Origin of the sequence: Streptomyces kunmingensis, from assembly GCF_039533535.1 — a bacterium.
Lineage (GTDB): Bacteria > Actinomycetota > Actinomycetes > Streptomycetales > Streptomycetaceae > Streptomyces > Streptomyces kunmingensis.
In genome coordinates this window covers 357,645-377,249 of sequence record NZ_BAAATS010000001.1, presented here as the reverse complement: position 1 = coordinate 377,249, position 19,605 = coordinate 357,645, and the positions used below count along the sequence as shown (strand labels likewise).

Genomic DNA, 19,605 nt, shown 5'->3' with positions numbered 1-19,605 from the left:
CCCCGGTCGGGTGGCAAAACGGTGTGGTTCGAGCTGGCCCTGCCCGGTTAGACGAAGATCAGAACAGTGGGTGCGGGTCGCTGTGCGGGATCGGGGGGTCAGTGGGGAGTTTGTGGCGGCGTTGCGGGGGGTTTTGCGGGGGTGACTTTGGGGGTGGCGGGGCGGTGGCGTGGCGGGGCCGGGCTCGGTGTGGCGGGGCCGGGTGTGGCGGGGCCGGGCTCGGCGTGGCGGGGCCGGGTGTGGCGGGGTGTCTGTGTGCGGGCCGCGGGGCTCTGCCCCGGACCCCGCTCCTCAATCGCCGGAGGGGCTTGATTGGTCGGAGGGGCTTGATTGGCCGGAGGGGCTTGATTGGTCGTAGGGGGGCGGGGCGCCGCCCTCGGCGGCGCCCCGGTGTTGCTACGCGCGCGTGCGGCCTCGGCGGGTCAGGGCTACTGCGCCGGCTCCTGCCAGGAGGAGGGCGATGGCGCCGCCGGCGATGTAGGGCGTCGACGAACTGCCGCCCGTTTCCGCCAGGTCGGCCTGGGCGACGGGGCGGTCGCCCTTGGTGCCCTGCGGGGTGACGTCGTCCTGAGCCGGCTTCGACGGGGCCGGTGTCGGGGCCGGCTTCGGGGATTCGCAGGTGGCGCCGGCCAGCGTGACCTCGCCGTTGACCTCGGCCACGTTCAGCTTCAGCGGGTTGACGGAGACCTTGAGCTGGAGCGCGGAGGCGGCCGCCGTGGTCGAGGTCGTGGACCGGTTGGAGAGGCCCAGCGTGACGTCGCCGACGCCCGGCACCTTGATCTCCGTGGTGCCGCCGGCGCTCAGCGTCACCTTCTTGCCGAGGACCGTGACGGAGCCCAGCAGGTTCGACTCCGCGACGGGCTTCTTGCCTGCCACGCAGAGGGCCTTGGAGGTGACCTGGTCGACCTCGATCAGGGAGAGCAGCGGCAGGCCGGGCACGTGGACCTTGGCGTGGACGAGCTGCGTGAAGCCCTCCGCCTTCTGCGCGTCGACGGTCGCCCTCGCCTTGGCCACGTCCGCACGGAGCACACTGAACGGCTGCCCGCCGTCGACACCGTCCAACTTCACGGTCAGCGCGGTCTTCTCGGCGCTGGCGGGTGCCTGCACCTCGTTCAGGGCGACCGCGAGCGGGACGTTCACGGTCTTGTTCAGGAGCGAGACGTCCAGGCCCGTGCGGAGCACGACCGCGCCGGCCTTGCCTCCGTGGTCGCCCGTGGCGGCGGCCGGGCCCGCGGTCGCGAGCACGGCGGGTCCGGCGGCGAGCACGGTCGCCACGGCCGCTGCGGCGAAGCGGCGGGCGGGAGTGCGCAGAGCGGTGGTGACAGTGGAGCTGGGCATGCTGATGGGACCCCCAGGAGAGGACAGAACGGGACAGGTGATGCACCGCGATACGCGGCGTCGGGGCTCCGTGGATGGGGACATCACATGGCACCGCCGACCGCGTCGACCGGTCATCGATGAGTGAATCTTTACGCACTGAGAGTGAACAAGCTGCAATGTGACGGCAGTTCACCCCAACGGGGGGTTTCCGTGCATGTCTTCGAATCTTTGGGCTCGGCTGTTCCCTCACATCACCCTGTTGTCACCCGTGCCAACACTCTGGTCACGTACGCCGGTTGACAGCGCGGGCGCGGGCAAGTTGTGTGCAACGAGCAGCTGACCTCGCAGGTCACGCTCTGTCAACGCGGGTACGGAACCGAGGAACGGTAGAGGCGTCATGAAGGCGGTGCGGGCGTGACGCGGGCGCGCTGGGCGACGGCGGGGCTCGGCGCTCTGGCGGCGGGGCTCGTCGTGGTGCCGGGCCTGGTGGCCGGTCCCGGTGACGAGCCGCCCCTGGTGGCCGCGGTCTGCGGTGTCCTCGGGGCGATCCTGGGGTGGCTGGTGCCGTATCTCTGCGTCAAGATCGGCGCCCCGGAGCAGGCGGACTGGGACACGTTGCGGTGCCGCACGGTGACCGGGGTGCGCACGTTGGACGTCGCCTCGGTGCGCCGGGTGACGGGCTGGCGTGAGGTACGGAACTCCGGCCTGGTCGTCACCGTTCTCGCGGTCACGGACTCGGCGGGGACCCGGATCGGGTTCAGCGCGGAGGACGACGCGATGCGCCGGGTGCTGCGGGCCGTCGCGGCGCAGGTGACGCGCCCGGCGCCGGGCACTCCCCCGGTCCGTGCCTCGCGGCTGGCGCTGAGCGCGCTGGAGGTGCGCCCGCTCCCGTGGGGCGGGCTGTTCCTGCGCACGGTGCTGAGCGTGGTGCGAGCGACGGCGTACATCCTGGTGGGCATCGCGGTCCCCATCGTCCTGACGCTCAGCTGAACCCGCCCGCTCGGCTGAACCCTGACGCTTAGCTGAATCTGCCCGCTCGGGTAAACCCTGACGCCCGGCTGAACCCTGACGCTCAGCTGAACCCGCTCGCTCAACTGAACCCCGACGCTCGGCCGAACCCTGACGCTCAGCTGAACCCGCCCACTCAGCTGACCCCCGACGCTCGGCCGAACCGCCGACGGAGGCTCGCAAAGCCCCTCTGCCGGACCTTCACACCGTCACGACGCCCTAGCCGACCACCCTGCCCCGCAGCACGATCCGGCGCGGCGCCGCCAGCACCCCCACCTCCGCCCGCGGGTCCGCCCCGTACACGACGAGGTCCGCCGGGGCGCCCTCCTCCAGGACCGGGCGGCCGAGCCACTCGCGGGCTCCCCAGGCGGTGGCGGAGAGCGCCTGGACCGGGGGGATGCCCGCCTTCACGAGTTCGGCGACCTCGCCCGCGACCAGGCCGTGGGCGAGGGAGCCGCCCGCGTCCGTGCCCACGTAGACCGGGATTCCGGCGTCGTAGGCGGCGCGGACCGTGTCGTAGCGGCGGTCGTACAGCCGCCGCATATGGGCCGACCAGCGGGGGAACTTCTCCTCGCCGCCCTTCGCGAGCTGCGGGAACGTGGCGATGTTGACGAGGGTGGGGACGATCGCGACGCCGCGCTCCGCGAAGAGCGGGATCAGGTCCTCGGTGAGGCCGGTGGCGTGCTCGATGCAGTCGATGCCCGCCTCGACGAGGTCGCGCAGCGAGTCCTCGGCGAAGCAGTGGGCGGTGACGCGGGCGCCGAGCCGGTGGGCCTCGGCGATCGCCGCCTCGACGGCGCCGCGCGGCCAGCAGGCGCTGAGGTCGCCGGTGCCGCGATCGATCCAGTCGCCGACCAGCTTGACCCAGCCGTCGCCGCGCCGGGCCTCCTGGGCGACGTAGGCGACGAGGTCCTCGGGTTCGATCTCGTGGGCGTAGTTGCGGATGTAGCGGCGGGTGCGGGCGATGTGCCGGCCCGCGCGGATGATCTTCGGCAGGTCCTCGCGGTCGTCGATCCAGCGGGTGTCGGAGGGCGAGCCCGCGTCGCGCAGCAGCAGGGTGCCGTGGTCGCGGTCGGTCAGGGCCTGCTTCTCGGCGGTCTCGGCGGGGACCGGGCCGTGGGCGTCGAGGCCGACGTGGCAGTGCGCGTCGACCAGGCCGGGGAGGGTCCAGCCGTCGACCGTGGTGACGTCCAGGCCCGCCGTGACCGGACGGTCGTACGTGACGCGGCCGTCGATCACCCACAGTTCGTCGCGGACGTCGTCGGGCCCGGTCAGGACCCGCCCCTTCACGTGCAGCACCCCGTGACGGCTCAGCTCAGTCATGGCACGAAGCCTACGAAAGGGGTGGGTACGCTCGACAGCGGCATCCCGTCCGAACCCGTGAGCGAAGAGAGCACCACCGTGACGCATCCGTTTCTCGATCTGGCCCCCCTGAGCGCGGAGCACTTCGCCTCCATCGAGGACCGCGTGGCCCGTCTCATGAACATCTCCGCGTCCCAGGACGTCGTGATCATGCAGGGTGAGGCGCTGCTTCCGCTGGAGGGGGCGATCCGTGGGGCGGCGGGGCCCGGCACCGTCGCGCTGAACGTGATCACGGGCCCGTACGGGCAGACCTTCGGCGACTGGCTGCGCGACTGCGGGGCCACCGTCCACGATCTGGCCGTCCCCTTCCACACGGCGGTCACCGCGGAGCAGGTGCGGACGGCGTTCGCCGAGCACCCGTCCATCGACTTCGTCTCGCTGGTGCACGCGGAGGCCGCGACCGGCAACACCAACCCGGTGGCCGAGATCGGTGAGGTGGTGCGGGAGCACGGCGCGCTGTTCTACCTCGACGCGGTCGCGTCGATCGCCGCCGAGCCGGTGCTCCCCGACGCGTGGGGCGTGGACCTTTGTGTGATCGGCGCGCAGAAGGCGATGGGCGGCCCGGCGGGTGTCTCCGCTGTCTCGGTGAGCGCGCGGGCCTGGGAGCGGATGGCCGCCAACCCGCAGGCGCCGCGTCACTCGTACCTGTCGCTGCTCGACTGGAAGCAGCGCTGGATCGACGGCGGGCGCAAGGCGCTGCTGCACGCTCCGGCGCAGCTGGAGATGCTCGCGCTGGAAGCGTGCGTGGACCGGATCGAGAGCGAGGGTCTGGAGTCCCTGATGGCGCGGCACGCGAGCGCCGCGGCCGCGACCCGCGCCGGGACCCTCGCTCTGGGCGGTGGTCTGACGCCGTACGTCCATGAGGCCCGGGACGCCGCGCCGGTCGCCACGACGCTGCGGGCGCCCGCCGGGACCGACGCCCGGGAACTGGTGGCCAAGGCCCTCGCCGTCGACCCGGTGCTGCCGCTCGTCGCGGGGGGCGGCGCGCTGGCCGGGGAGATGATCCGCGTCAACCACTACGGGCCGCAGGCCACGCGCGGTGTCGTGCAGTCCTCGCTGGCCGCGCTGGGCGGGGCGCTCGCGGAGGCGGGGTTCACGGTGGATCTGGAAGGTGCGCGCAAGGCCGTCGCGGCGGCCTGGGCATAACCAATTCCGCCCTCCGCGCAGAGCGCCGCCCTTTTTTGGGCGGCGCTTTTTTATTTTCCTTCTTCAAGGCATTCTTCAGCTAATTATCAGAACAGCTTCCCGTACTGCTTCTGCCCGCTTCCTGCGACCGTAAACACTAAGATTTCAACAACGGGAAACGGCTGAATCCGGACGGGCGTCCGACCAGCGAGAACGCTGTGACGTACTCCACAAACGCTGAGTTTTGCCCCTTATGTCCGTACGAAACCGGCACATTCTGCCGAAAGCTCATGCGCGGGCTCACCTGCGCGCGATAACACAGATCACCCCGGGACGTAACCCCTCGCCCAGATGCAATCCCAGAAATTGCTCGGTAAATTCAATTCGCATGACCGCCGCACAAGCGCAATTCCAGCTCGACCAGCCCAGCGTGGCCGACGGGGCCGCGATCTGGCGTATCGCACGCGACTCGAAGGTGCTCGACCTCAACTCCTCGTACAGCTATCTGCTGTGGTGCCGCGACTTCGCCGCCACCTCGGCGGTCGCCCGCGACGAGACCGGCGAGGTCGCCGGGTTCGTGACCGGATACATCCGGCCGGACCGCCCGGACACCCTCGTCGTGTGGCAGATAGCCGTGGACGACACCCACCGCGGGCACGGTCTGGCCGGAGAGCTCCTGGACGGTCTCATCACCAAGGTCGCCGCCGGACGGCAGGTCACCACCGTCGAGACGACGATCACGCCGGACAACGCGGCGTCCCAGGCGCTGTTCCTCTCCTTCGCCCGCAGGCACGCGGCGGGAGTGGAACGCCAGGTCCTGTTCGACGCCGGACTGTTCCCGGACGACGGACACCTGTCCGAGGAGCTGTACCGCATCGGCCCGATCGCGCCGGCCGCGTAGACGAACCGCGCCCCCAAGCCAACCCCCCTCAACTCCCCTCCCAAGAGGAGCATTTGCTGTGACCATCACCCAGCCGGACCTGAGCGTCTTCGAGACCCTTGAGTCGGAGGTGCGCAGCTACTGCCGCGCGTGGCCCACCGTCTTCGACCGGGCCCACGGCAGCCGCATGTACGACGAGGACGGCCACGAGTACCTGGACTTCTTCGCGGGCGCCGGTTCACTCAACTACGGCCACAACAACCCCGTGCTGAAACGCGCGCTCATCGACTACCTGGAGCGCGACGGCGTCACGCACGGCCTCGACATGTCGACGACGGCCAAGCGCAACTTCCTGGAGTCGTTCCAGAACATCATCCTGCGCCCGCGCGACCTGCCCTACAAGGTCATGTTCCCGGGCCCGACGGGCACCAACGCCGTCGAGTCCGCGCTGAAGCTGGCCCGCAAGGTCAAGGGCCGCGAATCGATCGTGTCCTTCACCAACGCCTTCCACGGCATGTCGCTCGGCTCGCTCGCCGTCACCGGCAACGCGTTCAAGCGAGCCGGCGCGGGCATCCCGCTGGTGCACGGCACGCCCATGCCGTTCGACAACTACCTGGACGGGCAGACGCCGGACTTCATCTGGTTCGAGCGGCTACTCGAGGACCAGGGTTCAGGCCTCAACCAGCCCGCCGCCGTGATCGTCGAGACGGTGCAGGGCGAGGGCGGCATCAACGTCGCCCGCGCCGAGTGGCTGCGCAAGCTCGCCGACGTGTGCGAGCGCTGGGACATGCTGCTCATCGTCGACGACATCCAGATGGGCTGCGGCCGCACCGGTGCGTTCTTCTCCTTCGAGGAGGCGGGCATCACGCCGGACATCGTGACCGTTTCGAAGTCCATCAGCGGGTACGGACTCCCCATGTCCCTGTGCCTGTTCAAGCCGGAGCTCGACGTCTGGGAGCCGGGTGAGCACAACGGCACGTTCCGTGGCAACAACCCCGCGTTCGTGACGGCCGCGGCCGCCCTGGAGACGTACTGGACCGATGGTCCGGCCATGGAGAAGCAGACGCTCGCCCGCGGCCAGCAGATTGAGGAGGCCCTCGGCGCGCTGCGCGACGAGTTCCGCGACGACACCGTGCAGTACCGCGGTCGCGGGCTCGTGTGGGGGCTTGAATTCCGCGACAAGGAGCGGGCCGGCAAGGTCGCCAAGCGCGCCTTCGAGCTCGGCCTGCTGATCGAGACCTCCGGCCCCCAGAGCGAGGTCGTCAAGCTGCTTCCGGCGCTGACGATCACGCCCGAGGAGCTGGAAGAGGGGCTGCGCACGCTCACCAGGGCCGTGCGCGAGACCGCCTGACACCCCTCAGGAACGCAACAGAGAGAGGCAGCAACTCACCGTGATTGTCCGTTCGTTCAAGGAGATAGAGAACACCGACCGGCACGTGAAATCGGCGTCCGGCACGTGGGAGAGCAAGCGCATCGTCCTTGCCAAGGAGAGGGTGGGCTTTTCCCTGCACGAGACGATCCTCTACGCGGGCACGGAGACCGACATGTGGTACGCCAACCACATCGAGGCCGTACTCTGCGTGGAGGGCGAGGCCGAGCTCACCAACCGGGAGACCGGCGAGAAGCACTGGATCGAGCCGGGCACGATGTACCTCCTGAACGGCCACGAGCGCCACACGCTGCGGCCCAAGACGGACTTCCGCTGCGTGTGCGTGTTCAACCCGCCTGTCACCGGGCGGGAGGACCACGACGAGAACGGTGTATACCCGCTGCTGACCGAACCTGAGGAGGCCTGATCCCCATGACCACCCTGTCCGCGCACCATGACATCGCCGATCTGTATCCGACCCGCGGCACCTCCGAAGTGGCCACTCCGCGCGTCGATCCGGTCGTCTGGTCGCCGCCGGGGGCGCGGGGCCCGATCCGTGAATCGGACCTCGCGGGCTTCGAACGGGACGGTTTCCTCGCGATCGAGGAGCTGATCGGCCCGGACGAGATCGGTACGTATCAGGCCGAGCTGAACCGTCTGATCAGCGACCCGGAGATCAAGGCGGACGAGCGCTCGATCGTCGAGAAGAAGTCGCAGGACGTGCGCTCGGTCTTCGAGGTGCACAAGCTCAGCGAGGTGTTCGCGAACCTGGTGCGCGACGAGCGCATCGTGGGGCGGGCCCGTCAGATCCTCGGCTCGGACGTCTACGTCCACCAGTCGCGGATCAACGTCAAGCCCGGCTTCGGGGCGAGTGGCTTCTACTGGCACTCGGACTTCGAGACCTGGCACGCCGAGGACGGCCTCGCGAACATGCGGACGGTGTCCGTCTCCATCGCACTGACGGAGAACTACGACACCAACGGCGGCCTCATGATCATGCCGGGTTCGCACAAGACGTTCCTCGGGTGCGCCGGCGAGACGCCGGAGGACAACTACAAGAAGTCGCTCCAGATGCAGGACGCGGGCATCCCCTCGGACGAGGCTCTCACCAAGTTCGCCGACGCCCACGGCATCAAGCTGTTCACCGGCAAGGCCGGCTCGGCGACCTGGTTCGACTGCAACGCCATGCACGGCTCGGGCGACAACATCACCCCGTACCCGCGCTCGAACGTGTTCATCGTGTTCAACAGCGTGGAGAACACGGCGGTGGAGCCGTTCGCGGCGCCCGTGCGGCGCCCCGAGTTCATCGGGGCGCGGGACTTCACTCCGGTGAAGTGAGGCTCGTACAGACGTGAGCGGGGGCGGGACCGACTGTCGGTCCCGCCCCCGCTCACGTCTGGCCCCGTCCGCGCTTCTACAGCGCCGGGTAGTCCGTGTACCCCTTCTCGGTGCCGCCGAAGAAGGAGGCGGGGTCCGGGGTGTTGTACGGGCCCTCGGTCTTCAGGCGGGCCGGCAGGTCCGGGTTGGCGAGGAACAGGGCGCCGAAGGAGACGATGTCGGCGAGACCGTCCTCGATCAGCTTCAGGGCCGTGTGGTCGGTGGGACCCTCGGTGAGCGCGTTGAGGACGAAGGTGCCGCTGAACCGCTTGCGCAGATCCGTGGTGACGTCGCGGACGTCGCCGGCCTCCAGGACGTGGAGGTACGCGAGTCCGAGCGGGTCGATCGCGTCGACCAGCGCCGCGTGCGTCTGCGCCGAGTCGCTCTCCCGCATCGAGTTGTACGGGTTGTCGGGCGAGATGCGCAGGGCGGTGCGCTCCGGGCCGATGGCGTCGGCGACGGCCTTGACCGCCTCGACGGCGAACCGGATGCGGTTCTCCACGCTGCCGCCCCACTCGTCGGTGCGGAGGTTGACCCCCGAGGCGAGGAACTGGTGGATCAAGTAACCGTTGGCGCCGTGCAGTTCGACGCCATCGAAGCCGGCCTCGACCGCGCCGCGGGCCGCCGAGGCGAAGTCGGCGATGGTCGCGTGGATCTCGTCCGCGGTCAGCTCACGCGGGGTGGTGAAGTCCTGGAAGCCGTCGTTCGTGAAGGCCTTCCCCTCGGGCGCCAGGGCGGACGGGGCGACGGGCGCCTGCCCTCCGGGCAGCAGCGACGGGTGGCTGATCCGTCCCGCGTGCATGATCTGGGCGAAGATCACGCCGCCCTTCGCGTGCACGGCGTCGGTGACCCGGCGCCAGGAGGCGATCTGCTCGGGGGTGTGCAGCCCCGGCGTCCAGGCGTACCCCTGGCCCACGGCCGAGGGCTGGATCCCCTCGGTGATGATCAGGCCGGCCGAGGCGCGCTGGGCGTAGTACTCGGCGGTCAGCGCGGTGGCGGTGCCGCCCTCGCCGGCCCGGCTGCGGGTCATGGGCGCCATGGCTATGCGGTTGGCGAGGCGGGTACCGAACAGGTCGAGCGGGTCGAAAGCGGTGGTCATGGCTACTCCGTCGCATAAGGCACCGGCCATGGCGAGGCCGCCGCCGACATGAATAATTGGTCGGCCAATCAATCGGGCGATGCTCACTGTAACCCATTACTTGGCCGACCAAGGTAATGTTCTGGAGACGACCGAAAACAGGAGTGCCCCATGCCCCCGACCCCCGCGAACCCCAGCCCTTCCCCGTCGGCGGCCCGGCCCGCCGGGTCCGTGGACCACTCCGTGTGCGGCGGCCCCGCCGACCTCGCCGGCCCCGTCAGCCTGGCCCTGGCACGGGTCGCGCGGCTGCACCGCACGGCGGCGGGCCGGCAGCTGCGCTCGCTCGGCCTCTACCCGGGGCAGGAGTTCGTGATGATGCACCTGTGGGACCGGGGGCCGGTGCGGCAGTCGGAGCTGATCAAGGCGGTCGAGCTCGACCCGTCGACGGTCACCAAGACGCTCCAGCGCCTGGAGCAGGCCGGGCATGTGCGCCGCTCCCCCGACCCGGGCGACCGGCGCGCGGTGCTCGTCGAGGCGACCGAACAGAGCAGCGGACTCTGGGAGGACGTGGCCGAGGCGTGGGGCGCCCTGGAGAAGCAGACCCTGGCGGGCCTGTCGGAGCGGGACCGGACTGAATTCGTACGGCTGCTCTCCCTGGTGGAGCGCAATCTCTGTACGGAGCCGGAGGGGTGTCCCGAGTAGGTCACGGCGCCGCGCCGGGCGGTCCCGGATGGCCTCGTGTCCGGCCGGGAGGTCCGGGATGGCCTCGCGTCCGGCCGGGATGTCCGGGATGGCCTCGCGTCCGGCCGGGAGGTCCGGGATGGCCTCGCGTCCGGCCGGGATGTCCGGGATGGCCTCGCGTCCGGCCGGGAGGTCAGAGCCAGGCGAGCCGGGCCGCCCGGCCGAGGACGGTGCGCACGGCCGCTTCGTCGCCGAGGGCGGCCCTGGGGACGGCCTCCGGGGCGAGCCGGCCGCCCATCAGCAGGCAGAAGTCGACCGGGTCCAGGACGAGTTCGGCGCGTACCGGCTCCCCCTCCGCGCCGAGGATCCACTCCGTGCTGCGGGCGGCGTCCGTGACGGTGAGGGCGACCGGTTCTGCTGTAGGGCCGAGCGCCAAGCCGAGGATGCGGACGGCGAGGCGGACCAGGCGCCACAGATGCGCGGCGGGCGGCGGGGGCACCGGGCGTCCCAGGGCGCGGCCGATGTCGTCGGCGTGGATCCAGGTCTCGAAGGCGCGGATCAGGAAGTGCTCGGCGACGGGGAGGCGTACACCGACCAAAGTGGCGGCCCGCGCTGCCAGTTCGGGGTCATTGGCCGCCGGGCAGGCGAGCAGTGCGGAGGCCTGGGCGCGCCAGGTGGCGACGGTGGCCGTCGGGGGGCGGGTGCGTTCGTGGGCGATGACGCGGTGGGTGCGGGTGTCCCAGGCGGTGCGCCAGTCGGTGTCCCCCGGGGCCGCCGCGCCCTGCGGGTCCTGGGGGTGGTTGGCCGGGAGTCCCAGGTGGGCGGCGAGGTGTTCGTCGGCGGCGATGAGGTGGGCGACCGTGTCCTGCACGGTCCAGTCGTGGATCACGGGGGTGCGCCAGGCCGCCAGGTCCGGGCCGCCGTCCGGCTGCGGGTCGAGCTCGGCGAGGAGGGCCCGGAGCGCGGCCACCGCGGCGGCGTACGGCTCGGCGTGCGGGGCGGTGCGGGGCGCGGGCGGCCGGACGGCGAGGATGCGGGCCAGGGCTGCGTTCCTGGTGGCGGGGGTCGGCTCGGACATGACCATGGGGTTCGGCTCGTTCCTTGCTGCGGTGCCCGGCTCGGCCGCGGCCGTGGGGGCGTCCGGTCCGTCCAGCAGCCGTACCGTCTCGCGCAGGCGCTCCGCCTCCGCCGCGCAGTCGGCGCAGTCCGCCAAGTGCCGTGGTATGGCGTGTTGTTCGGAGGGCGGTAGGGCGTGCACGGCCCAGGCGCCGAGGAGTTCGCAGACGGCTGCGTGGTCGTAGGCGTCGGTCGTCATCACGCGCTCCTCTCCCTGGCCGGGTCGGGTGGGTCCGCCAGGGTCTCGGCCAGCCGGTGCAGGGCCGTGCGCAGCCGGGTCTTCGCGGTGCCCTCGGGGATCCCGAGCTCCACCGCCGCCTGACGGTACGTCCGCCCGGCGAAGTACGCCAAGTGCACCACCTGGCGCTGTGGCAGCGGGAGTTCGGCGAGGGCGGAGTGGAGCAGGAGCGCGCGTTCACGGTCCACGACCCGCTCGTCGGGGCCGGGGTCCGACGCCGGGATGGCGTGCAGGACCTCGTCGTCCGCGGTCGCGGCCTTGCGGTGCCGGGCCTCGCTGCGCACCCAGTCGACGGCGCGGCGGTGGGCCAGCATGGTCAGCCAGGTGCGCAGCGTGCCGCGGCGTTCGTCGTACGCGTAGGGCCGGGCCCAGAGGTGGGCGAAGACCTCCTGCGCGACGTCGTCGGCGGCGCCTGCCTGGTGCGTCACCCGGACGGCGACGCCACGGACGAGCCCGCCGTAGATGTCGTACACCTCACCGAGCGCGGCCTCGTCGCCGTAGACCAGCCGCTGGTGCAGCTCGGCGTCGGCCGTCGGTCCTGTCCCGTCCTTCCGGGCCACCGGCACCACCACCTCGTAGTGCCTTCCTAGCGTCCGGCGGGCCCCGGCGCCAGGGTTCGGCCGTGTCGATCAGGGGCGAGCGCGTCGAGCAGGCGGTCCACGTCGGCGGCCGTGTTGTAGAGGTGGAAGGAGGCCCTCAAGTTGCCCGCCCGGTTCGAGACTTCGATGCCGGAGGCACGCAACTCGGCCTGGCGCGCGCCGATTTCGGGGACGGAGACGATCGGGGAGCCGGGGGCCGGGAGCGGCTCCTGGCCGAGGCAGGCCAGACCCGCGCGGAAGCGGTCGGCGAGCGCCAGGTCGTGGGCGCGGACGGCGGCCGGGCCCAGCTCCTCGATCAGGGCGAGGGACTGGCGCGCCCCGGTGTACGCGATGAGGCCCGGCGACTCGTCGAAGCGGCGGGCGGAGCGGGCCAGTTCGGTGACCGGGCCATAGCAGCTGTCCCACGGCTTCTCGCCCGCGACCCAGCCGCCGAAGACGGGGGTCAGCTCGTCCGGGTCCGCGGGGCCGACGAAGAAGACCGTGCCGCGCGGGCAGGTGAGCCATTTGAAGGCGACGGCGGCCACGTAGTCGGCGTCCGCCGCGTACTCCTCGAGCGGGGACCAGCCCGCGGCCTGGGAGGCGTCGACGTAGAGGCGGGCGCCGTGGGCGCGGGTGGCGGCGCGCACGGCCGCCAGGTCCGCGACGCGGCCGTCCGCCGACTGGGCCGCGCTGACGGCGACGAGGGCGGTGCCGGGCCGGACGGCCTCGGCGAGCGCGTCCAGCGGGACGGTGCGGACCTTGAGGTCCCCGCGGACGTGGAAGGGGTTGATGGTGGAGCTGAACTCGCCCTCGGCGGTGAGGACTTCGGCGCCCTCGGGGAGCGAGGCGGCGATCAGTCCGGTGTAGACGGCGACGGACGCGCCCGTCGCCACCCGGGCCACCGGGACCCCCGCGATCCGGGCGAACGCGGCGCGGGCCTCCTCGACGTCGGCGAACAGGGAGTCGACGGAGCGGCCCTGCGCCATGGTGTCGATCGCGATGCGCATCGCGTCGGCGGCCCGCGCGGGCAGCAGCCCCGAGCTTGCGGTGTTCAGGTAGGTCGTGGCCGGGGCGTACTGCGCGCGGACGACGTCGAGGTCGAGGGCAGGGGCGGCGGGCGGGTGTGCACCGATTGTCTGCATGCTTCCACCCTGCCCGCCGGCGGACGGGTCAGGCCTGGCGGACGGGTCAGGCCTGGGGGACCGCGCAGCCGTCGGGGCCGCAGGCGTCGCCGCCGTCCGCGCTGTCGATCACGGTGAGCGGGGAGCGGCTGTCCCACGCCTGGGTGAGGGCCTGTGTGAAGACCTCGGCGGGCTGGGCGCCGGAGACGCCGAACTTGCGGTCGAGGACGAAGAAGGGCACGCCGGTCGCGCCCAGCTCGGCGGCCTCGCGCTCGTCGGCGCGGACCTCTTCGGCGTACCGGTCGGGGTCGGCGAGCACGGCGCGGACCTCGGCCTCGTCGAGTCCGGCGGCGACGGCGAGGCGCACCACGTGCTCCTCGTCGGCGAAGACGGAGTCCTGCTCGGCGAAGTTCCCGCGGTAGAGGGCGTCGATCATGGCGTCCTGGACGCCTTTGTCCTGGGCGAGGTGCAGCAGGCGGTGCAGGTCGAAGCTGTTGCCGTAGTCACGGCCCTCGGTGAGGTAGGGCAGGCCGAGCGCCTGGGCCTGCCGGCCGAGGCCCTGCTCGTTGGCGGCGGCCTGGGCCTCGCTGATGCCGTACTTCTGCGCGATGTGCGGGACGACGAGGCCGGTCTCCCCCTTGGCGGCGGACGGGTCGAGCTCGAAGGAGCGGTGCACGACCTCGACCTCCGCCTTGTGCGGGAAGGCGTCGAGGGCCTGCTCGAACCGGGACTTGCCGATGTAGCAGAACGGGCAGTTGATGTCGGTCCAGATCTCGACGCGCATGGGTCTCTCGCTCCAGTGGATACGTACGGCGCAGGGGGTGCCCTGCGCCGTACGTCAACCGGTGAGGCCGGTCGCTAATTCCCGTCCCGCAGGTCGCGCGGTGCGCCGGAGCGCAGCTCGATGCGGTCGAAGGTGACCTCGCAGCCCTCCCCCGTCGGCGACTGCGCGAGGAAGCCCACCTGGGCCGCCGCCGCGGACTTCTCGTCGCCGAGGGAGAAGACGCGGACGAACGTCCACTTCTCGCCGTCGGTCGAGGCGTGGAAGGCGAAGGCGGAACCGGTGCGGCTGATCCGCAGCCACACCGTGGAGCCGGGCACCACGAACGAGTTCGCGTCGTCGGAGCGGCCGCGGGTGACGACCGTGCAGATCGTCGGCTCGTCCGGGGAGCGCTCGTAGCAGAGCTTGGCCCACTCCCGCTCCCCCACGTGCAGGTAGAGGACGCCCGCGTCGAACGCCGCCGCGAAGCCGACCGTGACCCGGGCGATCAGCTGGAAGTCGCCCTCGGGCGCGGTCCCGAGCAGGCGGGGCGCGTCCGAGGCGGGTTCGAGGGAGTCGCCCGCCGGGGGCACGAAGCGGTCCTGGCGGGCGCCCGCGCGGCCGGTGAGCGTTCCGTCCTCGTACGTCCAGTGCCCGTCGGGTCCGTGGGCGTACAGCGGGAAGGACAGCTCGGGCAGCTGGAGTTCCATGGTGCTCAGTTCTCCAGGCGGCCGTTGTAGCGGCGCGGCAGGCCCAGCGGGTTGTCGTCGCGCAGCTCCGGAGGCAGCAGGGCCTCGGGGGTCGTCTGGTACGAGACCGGGCGCAGCCAGCGCTCGATCGCGGTGCCGCCGACCGAGGTGGAGGTGGAGGTCGTCGCCGGGTACGGGCCGCCGTGGTGCTGGGCGGGGGCGACGGCGACGCCGGTCGGCCAGCCGTTGACCAGGACGCGGCCCGCGATCGGGGTCAGCTCGGCGAGGATCTCGGTGCCGCGGCCCTCGCCGGCGGCCTCCTCGGTGGAGAGCTGGACGGTGGCCGTGAGGTTGCCGGGCAGCCGGGAGAGGACGGCGGTGATCTCGTCCGCCGTCTCGTAGCGGGCGACGACGGTGACCGGGCCGAAGCACTCTTCGAGGAGCAGGTCGTGTGCCCCGCCCTCGACGGCGAGCTTCGTGGCCGGGACGGTGAGGAAGCCGGGGCTGACGGTGTGCTCGCCGCCCGCGCCGGGCGTCACCGGGGCCTCCACGTCCGGGAGCTGGGACCGCTCGGCGACGCCCGCGACGAAGTTGTCCCGCATGCGGTGGTCGAGGAGAACGCCCGCAGCCGTGTCACTGACGGCGGCCGTCAACGACTTCACCAGACTGTCGCCCGCCTCGCCGCTCGGAGCGAATACCAGGCCCGGCTTCACGCAGAACTGGCCGACGCCCAGGGTCATGGAGCCCGCCAGACCCGTACCGATCTGCTCGGGGCGCTCGGTGGCGGCCGCCTCGGTGATCACGACCGGGTTCAGGGAGCCCAGCTCGCCGTGGAACGGGATCGGCACCGGGCGGGCCGCGGCCGCGTCGAAGAGCGCGCGTCCGCCGCGTACGGAACCGGTGAAGCCCGCGGCCGAGACGAGCGGGTGCTTGACCAGCTCGACGCCCGCCTCGAAGCCGTGCACGAGACCGAGGACGCCCTCCGGGATGCCGTGCCGGACGGCGGCCCGGCGGATGACGGAGGCGACCAGCTCGGAGGTGGCCGGGTGGTCGGGGTGCGACTTGACGACGACGGGGCAGCCCGCGGCGAGCGCGCTCGCGGTGTCGCCGCCGGGCACGGAGAAGGCGAAGGGGAAGTTCGACGCCGAGTAGACGGCGACGACACCCAGCGGGATCTTGTAGCGGCGCAGGTCCGGGATGGGCGGGGTCGCCGTGTCGTCGGGGTGGTCGATGACGACGCCGAGGAAGGCCCCCTCGTCGACGACCTTCGCGAAGGCCCGCAACTGGAAGCTCGTCCGGGTCAGTTCACCGGTGAGGCGGACCGGGCCGAGAGCGGTCTCCGCGTCGGCGGCCTCGACCAGGTGGCCCTTGGCCTCGTCGAGCAGATCGGCGGCGGTGCGCAGGAACGCGGCGCGCACGGTGCGGTCGGCGAGCGCGGAGCGGGCCGCATGGGCCGCGCGGACCGCCTGGTCCACCTCATGGGCCGTGGCCTCGACCGCGACCTGCTCCCGCTGCTTCCCGGTTCGGGGGTCGACACTCCAGACTGGTGCTGCTGCCACGGCGAATTCCTCCAGCTTTTCTCGCGGCTCGGCGGACGAGCCGCGAGGGTCGTTCGATATACTGAACGCTGTCTCTGATGATGAACTGTACGGAGACTATTTCTCGTCGAACGAAGGGGTCAAGGGCGATGTCGGCAGGCGAGACGGGGGTTGTTGCGGGCGCTGCAACAGGGGGCGCGCAAGGTGGCGCACAGGTCAAGTCGGCGGTGCGCACGGTCGAGCTGCTCGAATACTTCGCCGGGCGCCCCGGCATGCACTCCCTGGCCGCGGTCCAGGAAGCGGTCGGATACCCGAAGTCGAGCCTCTACATGCTCCTTCGCACGCTCGTCGAGCTCGGCTGGGTGGAGACGGACGCGACCGGGACGCGGTACGGGATCGGGGTGCGGGCCCTGCTCGTCGGGACGTCGTACATCGACGGCGACGAGGTGGTGGCCGCGGCGCGGCCCACGCTCGACCGGCTCTCCGACGACACCACGGAGACCATCCACCTGGCGCGGCTCGACGGCACGAACGTGGTCTATCTGGCCACCCGCCAGTCGCAGCACTACCTGCGGCCCTTCACGCGCGTCGGGCGGCGCCTGCCCGCACACTCCACGTCGCTGGGCAAGGCGCTGCTCGCCACCCACACCGACGAGCAGGTCCGCAAGCTGCTCCCGGAGACGCTGCCCGCGCTGACCGAGCACACGATCACCGACCGCGAGAAGCTCATCGAGGAGCTGCACACGGTGCGGGAGCAGGGGTTCGCGGTGGACCGCGAGGAGAACACCCTGGGGCTGCGCTGCTTCGGCGTCGCCATCCCCTACCGCACGCCGGCCCGGGACGCGATCTCCTGCTCGGTGCCGGTGGCGCGCCTCACCCCCGCGCACGAGCAGATGGTGAAGGACGCGCTGTTCGACGCACGGGACCGGCTGACCCTGGCCACGCGCCGCCTCTGAGCACACAGTTCGGCCGACCCGCCGCTCCGCCGCACGGCGGAGACGGATCGGCCGTGCGCAGGAGGTGCGGCGCCGCGCCCGCGGCCAGCCTGGACGCATGACCCCACGCACCCGCGGCGCGCTGCGCACCGTCGCCATCGCCTCGTGTCTTCCCTATCTGATCCTCAAGGTCGTCTGGATCGCGGGCGGCACCGTCGGCATCCCGGCCGGCAGCTCCCTGCTGGAGCACCGCGCGACCATGGCCGTCGCCAACGCGTTCACGGTGCTGCTCGACAGTGCCGTCGTCGTCCTCGCCCTGCTCCTGACCCGCCCCTGGGGACAGCGCGTACCGGCGGTGCCGCTCGCCGTCCCGATGTGGGTGGCGACCGGGCTGCTCCTGCCGATCATGGCCGGGTACCCCGTGCAGCTCCTGGTCGAGGCGCTCGGCGGCACGGCCCCCGCGGGCAGCTCCGACGACCCGTTCCTCGACCCCTGGGTGTTCATGATCGTCTACCCGGGGTTCATCGTGCAGGGCCTGTGCCTGGGCGCCCTGTTCCTCGGCTACGCCCGGCAGCGCTGGGGACATCTGTGGCAGGGCCGGCTGGGGGACCTGGCTCCCGTGGGCGGCGCTCCGCGCGTCGCCGCCGTGGCCGCCGCCGTGCTCGCCCTCTTCCCGGCCGCGACCCATCTGCTGTGGGCGCTCGGCTCGGAGACCGGCCTGGCCGCGGGCCGTATCGCCGACCGCGCCAGTGACTTCTACGTCCTGGAGGCCCTGAACGTGCTCTACCCGGTGGCCGCCGTCGCCGGTGCTCTGCTGCTCGCCTTCCCGCGCGGCCGGTCCCTGACGGTGAAGGTTCCGCTGGCGGCGGCCTGGCTCGGCTCGGGCGCCGCCGCCTGCTGGGGCGGCTGGATGCTGCTCGCCACCCTGGCGGCGACGGGCGACGCCGCGGACCGGCCGACGGCGCTCATGCGGCTCACCTACGCTGGGCAGATGACCGTCGGCCTGCTCGTCGCCCTCGTCGGCATCCACTACGTCCGCACCGCCGCGCGCCCGCGCAGGCTCCCCGGCGTGACGGCCGGCGCCCCTGTCCGCGTATGAGGTTCGCCCGCGCCCTGTTCGGACGGACGGCGCGCCGCCGGTGGATCCATCTGATCCTCGGCGGCGCGCTCGCCATGCCGTACGTCCTCGTGGGCTCGGTGCTCGTCGGTTCGGTGCTGGGGGGCAACGACGTCTTCACGGACATCTCGCTCCAACTCGCCTCGTTCGCCGTGGGGTTGCCGCTCGCCGCGGTCACCGCGCTGTTCCCGCTGACCCGGCCGATGTCGGTGGCGGCGGTGCGGGCCCTGTGCACGGTGGACTCCGGCGCGCTCGCGGACGGGCCACCGCGCAGCCGGGCCGCGCGCGGGCGGACCGCCGTCTGGTTCACGCTCCACCTGGGGCTCGGCGGGGTACTGAGCGGGGCGACGCTGGCGCTGCCGCCGTTCGCGGTGACACTGATCGCGCTGCCGTTCTACACCGGCCTGCGGGATGCGAGCCTGGAGCTGCCCCAAGTCCTGCGGCACACTTGGGCGTTGGCGCTCGCGCCGGTCGCCGGGGCGCTGATGCTGGCGGCGCTCGCGGGCTGCGCGGCGCTCGCCTCGGGGCTGCTCGCCCGCTGGGCGCCCGCGCTGCTCGGCCCGACGCCGAAGGACCGGCTGGCCGTCGCCGAGGCACGCGCCGCCGACCTCGCCGTGCGCAACCGGCTGGCGCGCGAGCTGCACGACACGGTGGGGCACGCGCTCAGCGCCGTCACCCTTCAGGCGAGCGCCGCGCGCCGGGTGCTCAACAGCGACCCGGACTTCGCGCGGGAGGCGCTCGCGGCCATCGAGGACACGACACGCCGCACGGTCGGTGAACTCGACGCCGTGCTGGGCGTGTTGAGGGAGGCGGGCGACGCGTCCGGCACCACGCCCGCGCCGACCCTCGCCGACGACCTCGACGGCCTGCTGCGCCGCACCCGGGCCGCGGGGCTCACGGTCGACGCCTCGCTCGGCATCGACCCGGCGCGGGTGCCGCCGCTCGTCTCCCGAGAGGCGTACCGGATCGTGCAGGAGGCGCTCAGCAATGTGCTGCGGCACGCGGGGACGCGGGTCGACCTCCGCCTCGCGCACGAGGAGGACGCCCTGCGCATCACCGCGGAGAACCCGCTGCAGCAACCCGCGCAGGGCGCCGCGCAGAGCCGGCCGGGCGGCGGCCACGGGCTGCGCGGCATCGCCGACCGGGCCCGGCTGCTCGGCGGCTCCGCCGCGGCGGGCCGGGCGGAGGAGGACGACGGGGTGTGGCGCCTCGCCGTACGACTGCCCATGCGATCCCGGTGAGACGCACGACCACCCCGTACAGCCATTCAGCACGACCACCCGGCACGACCGCCCATGAACCCTTCGATGAAA

Annotated in this window: 19 protein-coding genes; 10 read left to right on the top strand and 9 right to left on the bottom strand. The window is 72.2% G+C overall.

All coding sequences use genetic code 11. The features are described from left to right. Window positions 1-396 precede the first annotated feature (396 nt). Window positions 397-1,338: an SCO1860 family LAETG-anchored protein gene (locus tag ABD366_RS01635; RefSeq protein WP_324767902.1), complete on the bottom strand. Its 942-nt coding sequence runs from the start codon at window positions 1,336-1,338 to the stop codon at window positions 397-399. 396 nt (window positions 1,339-1,734) lie between these two features. Between ABD366_RS01635 and ABD366_RS01630 the strand changes: the two genes are divergently transcribed. Then, window positions 1,735-2,310 carry a hypothetical protein gene (locus ABD366_RS01630; RefSeq protein ID WP_324767903.1) on the top strand — a complete coding sequence of 192 codons (576 nt, stop codon included), beginning with the start codon at window positions 1,735-1,737 and terminating at the stop codon, window positions 2,308-2,310. 237 nt (window positions 2,311-2,547) lie between these two features. Here ABD366_RS01630 and ABD366_RS01625 read toward each other — a convergent pair whose 3' ends face one another. Beyond that, window positions 2,548-3,642, bottom strand: coding sequence for an amidohydrolase family protein (locus tag ABD366_RS01625; RefSeq protein ID WP_324767921.1), 1,095 nt, complete (start codon window positions 3,640-3,642; stop codon window positions 2,548-2,550). Window positions 3,643-3,729: 87 nt separating this feature from the next. Here ABD366_RS01625 and ABD366_RS01620 point away from each other — a divergent pair, with 87 nt between their 5' ends. From ABD366_RS01620 to thpD, 5 genes are all read left to right on the top strand, one after another. Beyond that, a complete protein-coding gene (locus ABD366_RS01620; RefSeq protein ID WP_324767922.1) occupies window positions 3,730-4,836 on the top strand; it encodes a pyridoxal-phosphate-dependent aminotransferase family protein in 1,107 nt (368 codons plus the stop codon). Between the two features lie 367 nt (window positions 4,837-5,203). After that, complete coding sequence (gene ectA, locus ABD366_RS01615; protein ID WP_324767904.1) at window positions 5,204-5,716, top strand: diaminobutyrate acetyltransferase; 513 nt, start codon at window positions 5,204-5,206, stop codon at window positions 5,714-5,716. A 58-nt stretch (window positions 5,717-5,774) separates the two neighbouring features. Beyond that, window positions 5,775-7,046, top strand: coding sequence for a diaminobutyrate--2-oxoglutarate transaminase (gene ectB, locus ABD366_RS01610; protein ID WP_324767906.1), 1,272 nt, complete (start codon window positions 5,775-5,777; stop codon window positions 7,044-7,046). A 40-nt stretch (window positions 7,047-7,086) separates the two neighbouring features. Beyond that, window positions 7,087-7,491 (top strand): ectoine synthase, encoded by a 405-nt coding sequence (locus ABD366_RS01605; RefSeq protein ID WP_324767907.1) that lies wholly within the window; start codon window positions 7,087-7,089, stop codon window positions 7,489-7,491. A gap of 5 nt (window positions 7,492-7,496) precedes the next feature. Further along, complete coding sequence (thpD, locus tag ABD366_RS01600) at window positions 7,497-8,402, top strand: ectoine hydroxylase (protein ID WP_324767908.1); 906 nt, start codon at window positions 7,497-7,499, stop codon at window positions 8,400-8,402. Window positions 8,403-8,478: 76 nt separating this feature from the next. On the opposite strand, the gene ABD366_RS01595 is transcribed toward thpD, so the two are convergent. After that, the gene (locus ABD366_RS01595; protein WP_324767909.1) at window positions 8,479-9,540 is read right to left on the bottom strand and encodes an alkene reductase; all 1,062 of its coding nucleotides are present in this window, start codon (window positions 9,538-9,540) and stop codon (window positions 8,479-8,481) included. A 150-nt stretch (window positions 9,541-9,690) separates the two neighbouring features. Between ABD366_RS01595 and ABD366_RS01590 the strand changes: the two genes are divergently transcribed. Next, entirely contained in the window at window positions 9,691-10,221 is a 531-nt protein-coding gene (locus tag ABD366_RS01590) for a MarR family winged helix-turn-helix transcriptional regulator (RefSeq protein ID WP_324767910.1), read from the top strand. Between the two features lie 172 nt (window positions 10,222-10,393). Here ABD366_RS01590 and ABD366_RS01585 read toward each other — a convergent pair whose 3' ends face one another. The 6 genes from ABD366_RS01585 to ABD366_RS01560 all read right to left on the bottom strand — a co-directional run bounded on the left by ABD366_RS01585 (window position 10,394) and on the right by ABD366_RS01560 (window position 16,261). Beyond that, window positions 10,394-11,515 (bottom strand): maleylpyruvate isomerase family mycothiol-dependent enzyme, encoded by a 1,122-nt coding sequence (locus ABD366_RS01585; protein WP_324767912.1) that lies wholly within the window; start codon window positions 11,513-11,515, stop codon window positions 10,394-10,396. Beyond that, window positions 11,515-12,126 (bottom strand): sigma-70 family RNA polymerase sigma factor, encoded by a 612-nt coding sequence (locus ABD366_RS01580; protein ID WP_411293670.1) that lies wholly within the window; start codon window positions 12,124-12,126, stop codon window positions 11,515-11,517. The genes ABD366_RS01585 and ABD366_RS01580 overlap by 1 nt, the downstream gene beginning before the upstream one ends. A gap of 14 nt (window positions 12,127-12,140) precedes the next feature. Further along, a complete protein-coding gene (locus ABD366_RS01575; protein ID WP_324767914.1) occupies window positions 12,141-13,274 on the bottom strand; it encodes an aminotransferase class V-fold PLP-dependent enzyme in 1,134 nt (377 codons plus the stop codon). Window positions 13,275-13,320: 46 nt separating this feature from the next. After that, entirely contained in the window at window positions 13,321-14,037 is a 717-nt protein-coding gene (locus ABD366_RS01570) for a DsbA family oxidoreductase (protein ID WP_324767916.1), read from the bottom strand. A gap of 74 nt (window positions 14,038-14,111) precedes the next feature. Further along, a complete protein-coding gene (locus ABD366_RS01565; RefSeq protein ID WP_324767917.1) occupies window positions 14,112-14,723 on the bottom strand; it encodes a DUF1349 domain-containing protein in 612 nt (203 codons plus the stop codon). A gap of 5 nt (window positions 14,724-14,728) precedes the next feature. Then, on the bottom strand, window positions 14,729-16,261 hold the full coding sequence (locus ABD366_RS01560; protein WP_324767918.1) for an aldehyde dehydrogenase (NADP(+)): 1,533 nt from the start codon (window positions 16,259-16,261) through the stop codon (window positions 14,729-14,731). A 128-nt stretch (window positions 16,262-16,389) separates the two neighbouring features. On the opposite strand from ABD366_RS01560, the gene ABD366_RS01555 reads away from it, so the two are divergent. The 3 genes from ABD366_RS01555 (at window position 16,390) to ABD366_RS01545 (ending at window position 19,533) form a co-directional block, all read left to right on the top strand. Next, window positions 16,390-17,196, top strand: a complete 807-nt coding sequence (locus ABD366_RS01555) for an IclR family transcriptional regulator (RefSeq protein WP_324767919.1) — start codon at window positions 16,390-16,392, stop codon at window positions 17,194-17,196. Between the two features lie 97 nt (window positions 17,197-17,293). After that, window positions 17,294-18,274, top strand: a complete 981-nt coding sequence (locus tag ABD366_RS01550; protein WP_324767920.1) for a hypothetical protein — start codon at window positions 17,294-17,296, stop codon at window positions 18,272-18,274. After that, the gene (locus tag ABD366_RS01545; RefSeq protein WP_344440906.1) at window positions 18,271-19,533 is read left to right on the top strand and encodes a sensor histidine kinase; all 1,263 of its coding nucleotides are present in this window, start codon (window positions 18,271-18,273) and stop codon (window positions 19,531-19,533) included. Before ABD366_RS01550 ends, ABD366_RS01545 begins: the two co-directional genes overlap by 4 nt. The last annotated feature ends 72 nt before the right edge of the window (window positions 19,534-19,605 follow it).